At 57.9% G+C, this 7417-nt stretch carries 4 protein-coding genes; all 4 read right to left on the bottom strand.

Annotated elements, in window-relative coordinates; translation table 11 throughout:
• Positions 1-2188: 2188 nt before the first annotated feature.
• On the bottom strand, positions 2189-2662 hold the full coding sequence (locus ABX749_RS15140) for a hypothetical protein (protein WP_372896706.1): 474 nt from the start codon (positions 2660-2662) through the stop codon (positions 2189-2191).
• 1429 nt (positions 2663-4091) lie between these two features.
• On the bottom strand, positions 4092-4682 hold the full coding sequence (locus ABX749_RS15135) for a hypothetical protein (RefSeq protein ID WP_372896705.1): 591 nt from the start codon (positions 4680-4682) through the stop codon (positions 4092-4094).
• Positions 4683-5548: 866 nt separating this feature from the next.
• Positions 5549-6754, bottom strand: a complete 1206-nt coding sequence (locus ABX749_RS15130) for a molybdopterin molybdotransferase MoeA (RefSeq protein ID WP_372896704.1) — start codon at positions 6752-6754, stop codon at positions 5549-5551.
• The gene (locus ABX749_RS15125) at positions 6751-7341 is read right to left on the bottom strand and encodes a molybdenum cofactor guanylyltransferase (RefSeq protein ID WP_372896703.1); all 591 of its coding nucleotides are present in this window, start codon (positions 7339-7341) and stop codon (positions 6751-6753) included. Before ABX749_RS15125 ends, ABX749_RS15130 begins: the two co-directional genes overlap by 4 nt.
• Between the last annotated feature and the right edge of the window lie 76 nt (positions 7342-7417).

The raw sequence follows: 7417 nt of genomic DNA, 5'->3' as shown, positions 1-7417 counted from the left end.
CCAAGCCGCAAAGGGACGGGTTCTAATCTTTGCGGCTTGGCGACTTTGCGTGAGCAGGGACGTCAACGCACCTGTCGAACCGCGACATCAGGAGCGAATCCTAGGAAACAGCGGTCGGATGAATTCCGGTGGGCGCAATTCGAGTGCACTAATCGCAGTCGGGATGTCAGGCGTTGGGCCTTCACGGAACCAGCGGAGAAAAGATGGTCCACGAATAGCACGAATGACACGAATGGATTTGCTGCGGCGCAACTGGCGTTCGCTGGTAGCGTGAACGAATTGCGTTCTAAGCGCACATCCAGACGAACGCGGATCCATCGTGCGGCAGAATTTTGTCGGCCTTCACGTGGGCCAGCGATGAGACTCGATCAGAACGGATCTTGGCAGAGGCTGCCACCGTTTTCGTCGCAGGCGAACTCCAGTTGGATGGAGGGACCGGAGTCCGGCGGGCAATCATCGGGCGTTGGCAGGGATGCCAACGGAGGTCAAGCACGCACGCGGCACAGGGCATCAGGACACGTCGGCTGAACAGCTCCGCCTCCCCATCGTCCGCTTCCGGAATCCTCTGGCCGCAGTTCATCAGCGTTGTGCTGGTAACGGCGTTTTGACCTCATGGGTGCACGTCCAACATCCAAAGCCGCTCGACTCCCAAAGATCGGCGCGTCGTGTGTTCGGTCGGATTCGTCTTTGAGTCAAAGTAAAAACACCGTGGACCACACGACGCGAGTCGCGGGGGAGTCATGCGGCTGCGGATCACACGATGGGCCACAAGAGATCAAGACGGCGACCGCATCGAAACGCTGACGACCTGCGGCCAAAGGATTTAAGTCGCTGGCGTCAGCCTGGCGGCGTGCAGTATCACGCAACCCCGACCCACCGTCACCGCAGATCGTCCGTCGATGCGGAAACAATTCAGTTAAGATGAACACCAGCCGTCACCCGGGCGGCGACGAATGATTGTCTATTTCAAAGCCGCGCGATTTCGCCGCCCCGGTTCAAGGCATTGTTCCCCGATTTACTCAGTCTTCCGATCCAATGCAAACGCCGAATCGAGATCGATTGCAGATTCCTCTGATCCACACACTGGGCACCGATCGGTAGGTATCCCGTTGAATAAGCTGTTGCAAGTTTGACAGCGACGGAATTGAGGTGATGGTCCGACATATGAAAAGCTGGAATCACCGCGAAGGAATTCGGACGCAACTTTGCACGAGGAACAAGAAAATACGGCACCCGCGTGTTTGTGTTCCCACATGATGTAGCTCCTGCCATCGATATCTTCTTCGCGATAGGGTCGGTAGCATTCGGGGCAGCATACCGCAGAACTCCTCCAAAAGCGGTCGTCTTCCTTTCGCGAGCGCGAGCCGGTCCAATCGCCAGCCCAACCTGCCAGTGCAACAAGCAGCATCGCAAGAACCAATGTGAACAGGATGGTGCCGTAGTCCATCAATACTCAATTCGCATAACGGCACCCTTCGCCGGATACGTGCAGAAGGATTTCAATTGCTAAACCGCTTAACTCGCGTACTCCGGTGCGCGCGATTGTTACCTCGTGTCCGTCGAAGAATCTGTGACGTCGACGATTGGGCGCGGAGATTTGCACCAGTGTATCAAGCTCTGGTTGGCGATGTCGAAGTCACACAATCGGGATGCCGTGTGACGTGCCGCGACCTTGCCACGCGAAATTCACCACCAATTCGTCGAAATCACTTAGGAGCATGCATTCACAAGCAGTTCGTCGCGTCGGCGACTCATCCCCGCCAACTCATCTTCCGGCAGTTTCGGCGGGGCCGATGAGCGCAAAGCCGAACCGGAAGCCCGGCGGATGACTCGAAGGAGTTCTGGGCGTAGGTCAATGGGAAGCTTGAGCAGGGAAAGATCACGACTCTTGTTTGGGAAGATCTCAGGAGCCTTCAGCGGCATCTGCCGGGGCGTGTACCCGCGTGTAGGCCTTGCCCGATAGGTGGGGCAGATGTGGTGACACATTCCGCACTCGATCGAACGCCTGACTGCAATCTCAAGGCCTATTCACGCTTCAAGAGAGATTGAGCGAGCTTGCTCCGAAATGGCGAACCGCACTGCGCTAGCCTGCCCTGGGCGGCCCCACATGCTAGGTGGTGTGGGATGGGTTCCGGAGTGATCCGGACCTCAATCCCGATTCCCATGGTTACGCCGGATACGCTTTCGCTCAATTACCAACGATGGAACTACTCGACGCAAACGGATCATCATCGGGAGAGTATCTATGACCAAAGGGATCCGTGTCCCTGTCATTTCCAAACAATGACCCGCCAAAGGGGGTGTCTAGGTCGGCAATCGTGTCATCATCCTGTGTTTCCGATTTGTGAACTTTGAAAGTCTCAAGTGAATCCAGAGTTGAAATACGAGAAATCCCCTCATCGGTGAACCCGCCATCAACAATGGCAAGTTTGGTTAGATGCGTCAAAGTTAGAATGTCGTCGATGTTTGAATCCGCGAATGCGCCGGTTCGTAAAACTAAGGTCCGGACGCAGAACGGCTCTCTCAAGCCCGTCTTTCGGATCGTGTTTCGAAGCAATGAGAATGAAATGGTGCTATCGAGCGTGTAGGTAACATTCTCAGACGCGCCCGATGCCAAAAGGGAATCAATAGCGGCAAATTCGCGTTGCTCCAGTTTGTACAAGTATGAAACATAGGTGAAGAGCAAGGAGCAAAGCACAACGACTAACAGCAGAAATCGGAGACGAAACCGTAGAAGTCGTTTGATCATCGCGCTGGTCGAAGTTCAACTACGTGGCGAACGTCCGCCGTTCACCGCGGCACGGCGAACGACATTATGTTTTCGATGGACGCCGACTCCGTGGCTGCGTGTGCGGGCGGATGGTTCGCGCATCCGGCCACGACGACAGCCAGCGCCGTCGCCGCTGATGACCAATGTACTCCATCCGAAACGCCGTGGGAAATCGAGAGTCCCAATTTGCGGCCGGCATTCCGGGCGTCGGCTGCCAGCGTTGGAATCGATAGGCGTTGGTTTGTCACATTCGGTCGAGACTGCCGCACACCAGGAGAGACAAGAATCACGCAAAGACGCCAAGCCGCAAAGGAGCGGGTTCTAATCTTTGCGGCTTTGCGACTTTGCGTGAGCTCCTTCCAGCAAGTACGTCAGCGCACCTGTCGAGCCGCGACATCAGGAGCGAATCCTAGGAAACAGCGGTCGGATGAATTCCGGTGGGCGCAATTCGAGTGCACTAATCGCAGTCGGGATGTCAGGCGTTGGCATTCACGGAACCAGTGGAGAAGAGATGGTCCACGAATAGCACGCATGACACGAATGGATTTGCTGCGGCGCAACTGGCGTTCACTGGCAGCGTGAACGAATTGCGATCTATCCGCACATCCAGAGGAACGCGGATCCATCGTGCGGCAGAACTTTGTCGGCCTTCACGGGGGCCATCGATGGGACTCGATCAGAACGGATCTTGGCAGAGGGTGCCACCGTTTTCGTCGCAGACAAACTCGTGTTGGATGGCGGGAACAGCGTCCGGCGGGCAATCGTCGGGCGTTGGCAAGGATGCCAACGGAGGTCAAGCGCGGAGGCGGCACAGGGCATCATAGCACGTCGACTGGACAGCCCCTTCTCCACATCGTCCGCTTCCCGAATTTCCTGGCCGAAGTTCATCAGCGTTAAGCAGGCAACGGCGTCTTGATCTCATGGGTGCACTTCCAATCTCCGCAGGCGCTCGACTCCCAAAGATCGGCGCGTCGTGCGTTCGGTCGGTTTTGTCTTTCAATAAAAGAAAAACACGTACGACCACACGACGCGAGTCGCGGGGGAGTCATGCGCCTGCGGATCACACGATGGGCCACAAGAGATCAAGACGGCGACCGCATCGAAACGCTGACGACCTGCGGCCAGAGCATTCAAGAAGCCGGCGTCAGCCTTCCGGCCCGGAGTCCCACGCAACGCTGCCCCATCGTCACCGCAGATCGTCCGTCGATGCTGAAAGCAATTCGATTAAGTTCAACGTCTACGATCAACCGGCGGCGACAGTCGATCTTCCACTTCGAAACGCCCGACTTCGCCGCTCGGTTGCATCGCTTGGTTCGTCGCCTTACCAGTAGCCAGCGCTGATGTAAGTCTCACCAGTAGACGGTACGTGCCACACAGTATAACCGCCACCTCGGTCAGAGCGGCTGACCTGCACCTGCAGCATTGATGGGTCGTAAGTCCATCCAGTCTCCGGAAAACGGTCGCCGAAAATCTGCTGGTTCAGTTCAAGCCTATCAGGCCGTTGGTGTTCGGAGGCCTTGGACAACCATTCATCGTCGTCATGGTGTCGATTCAAGTCTGGCCGTAACGACCGACGTTCGTAGATCCATGAGCGCAACGAGGGTAAGTCGATTGCAAACTTTGCCCAGTGCCCAGCGCCATTGCGGTACAGCGTAATGTCCGTGGCAGTTGCCGGAAGTTCAATGTATCCATCGTCTGGAATTTCTGACGCGGTGGCATAGTCGAATCGTCCGTAACGTTGTAAGTCGACAATTGCCATCACGCCGGCGCAGGATGGAATGAAGAGGAGTACGGCGGCAAGTGAAAGCCAAGCAATCCGCCTTGGTTTCCGAAGTGTCAATGCACCAACGCACCAAAGAACCGCGAAGGCGGTGACCGTAATCTGAAAGGGTAGGACGAGTGGCGCAAGCATTCAGTCTTTCGGGGAACGGCAGTGGTCACCGCGTCGGCGCGATGGACCGGAACTCAAAGACAAACTCGACTCGCCGACTGCGGTGCACCACTTGGTTCACGCGGATCGGCCACGACGACAGTTTGAGCTATCGACGCTAATTGCCAATGTACTCGACCGGAATCGCCATGGGAAATCGAGTCACGCAATCAGTAGTCGGCGCGTCAGACGTTGGTTGTCAGCGTTGTATTCGACCGGCGTCGGTTTGTCTTCATTCGACCGAGTCGACCGCGCACCAAGTGAGACAAGAGTCACGCAAAGACGCCAAGCCGCAAAGGGGCGGGTTCAAATCTTTGCGGCTTGGCGACTTTGCGTGAGGTCCTTCAAGCAGCTACATCAGCGTACACTTCAAACCGTGACATCAAGAGCGAATCACACGAAACAGAGGTCTGATGAAATTCGGTGAGCACAATTCGAGCGCACCAATCGCAGTCGGGATGTCAGGCGTTGGACAACGCTGGGAACCGCGGAAGAGAGGGGACCACGAAACAGGCTAATCACACGAAAGAGAAATCGGCAATGTCGCCAGACGTCGGTCAGCAGCGTGAACAACTAATTTATCGGTGGTTCAACCGGGGTAAAAAACTGATAATCCCGGGACGGACCGCGGAATGTCACGAACCAACCGACCTTACGGGTTCCGGTTGGGCGAGTCAACAATGTTGCTCGATCAACGGTTCGCGAGGCGCTTAGAGATTACGTCGTGTAATGGATGCGGAATGAATCCGACCCACCGGGGCAGGACGCCCGGTCGGCCAACGTCAGCACCCGTTGTGTCCGTTTTCGCCACCCCGGGCCGGTCGATCTTTTTGAAAGCGTCGATGGAGTCACCAACGAAACAGCGGCCAGGGGCCGGTCGTGGTGGCCATCGGCGGGACGGCGACGTAGCCGTCGCTGCGACCGAGCGCGACGAGGTCGCCGGATCCCTTGGCGGGAACGAGTTCGGCAGCACCAGTGTCCGTCATCCGTACCAGCAACATCGTGTGCAGCGGGATCGCTTTTTGCGGAGGATCGGATAGTGTCACCATCGATGGCTTGTCCGGCCATGATGGCTTGCCGGCGATACGGCGCAGCAAGGGCATCAAGAAGCGATGGCAGTTGATCGTGGCGCTGACCGGATTGCCGGGTAGCCCGAGCACAAGTTTTCCGTCCTTCGTCGCCGCTCCCAAGATCGGTTTGCCGGGGCGAATCGGCAAACCGTGAAAGACGATCTCGGCACCAAGATGCTCGATCGTGTCGGGCACGTAGTCGTAGTCGCCCATCGAAACGCCGCCGGTCAGGACCACCACGTCGCAGGCGGCAATCGCGGCGTCGAGTGATTGCTGCAGCGAATCACGATCGTCTTTGACGTGTTCGACGATTTCCAAGATCGCCGACGGGTACTGGCAAAGCATCGCTTGGACGGCGGAGCGATTGCTGTTTCGTAATTGCCAAGGTTCCAGTGCCGGCGTCGCAGGATCGACGACTTCGTCACCGGTCGTCAGCACGGCGACTTTGACGCGGCGGTAACAGACCGGCGTGGTGCGGCCAAAATTGGCCAGTGCTGCGACGACGGCCGGTGTGACTTCGGTCCCGATGTCCAAGACGTTCGAGCCGACCGGTGCGTTTTCACCGCGGCGTCGAATGTGGCTTCCGGGGACCGTCGATTCGATCGCCGCCGGCAGGAAGCGAATCGATGCCTCAAGTTCCTCGGTGTCTTCGCGTTTGACCACGGCCTGGCAACCGTCGGGAATGATCGCGCCGGTAAAGATCCGTACGACGTGGCCGGCTTCCATCGCCGGAGGTGCGGCTCCCGCTTGACTGATACCGCTGACCGGAACAACCGAGTCGGATTGCAGGTCGGACATCCGGACCGCGTAGCCGTCCATCGCCGAGACATCTGCCGCCGGACTATCGCGATCGGCCACGATGGGTTCCGCGATGATCCGCCCGACGGGTTCGTTGACGGGTTCGGTTTCACCAACGACCGACAGTCGCTCGGCCAAGGCCGCGATCGCCGCGTCCGGGTCGGAGTATTGAAAGGGTTGTTTCATGGCTTGGGTGGATGGAGGTCGAGATCCGAAGGCGTATTGATGTTGCGGCAAGATGCCGCCGAGAGTGGGACGGTGGTGATCGGTAGTGATCGCAGCAATCGTCGTGGGCTGTATTGTCCCGCATCGATCGACGTGCCGATGATGTCGACAAGTGTGACAGGATAAATCGCGATCAATGGTTCAATGTGTTCGGGCGTTTGATCCGAAACGGCGCACACGACTTGATCGCGATGGCCGGCAAAGGCATCGATCAACGTTTGAAGGTCGCGGGAAGTGAGCGCGGGCGTGTCGACCGGAGTGAAGACGCAAGCGTCAAAGCCATGATCGCGCGCGTAGGACAGCGAGGCATGGATGCCGGAAATCGGGCCGTGAGATTCAGGCGGGTCGGGGATGCGGTGGAAGTCGGCTTCGCGCTGTAGCGAAGAGGAAACGCAAACGGTGCCGCAGTGTTCTTGCAGACGGCGGCCGGCATGGTCGAGAAACGACTGCCCTTGCCGGGTCGTCAACGCCGCCTTGTCGCGGCCCATGCGTTTGGAGGCCCCGCCGCAAAGGACGACGCCGAGCAGTTTGGGGTCAGGACTGGGCATAAGCGAGAAGCGAAGGACGTCGGTGGATGTGGGGCAGCGGATATCCTCCCCTCGCTGCGCTCGACCCCACTCGCAT

This window comes from Stieleria sp., assembly GCF_041595215.1.
Lineage (GTDB): Bacteria > Planctomycetota > Planctomycetia > Pirellulales > Pirellulaceae > Stieleria > Stieleria magnilauensis.
The sequence above is the reverse complement of the archived record's forward strand: the minus strand, read 5'-3'. Positions and strand labels throughout refer to the sequence as shown.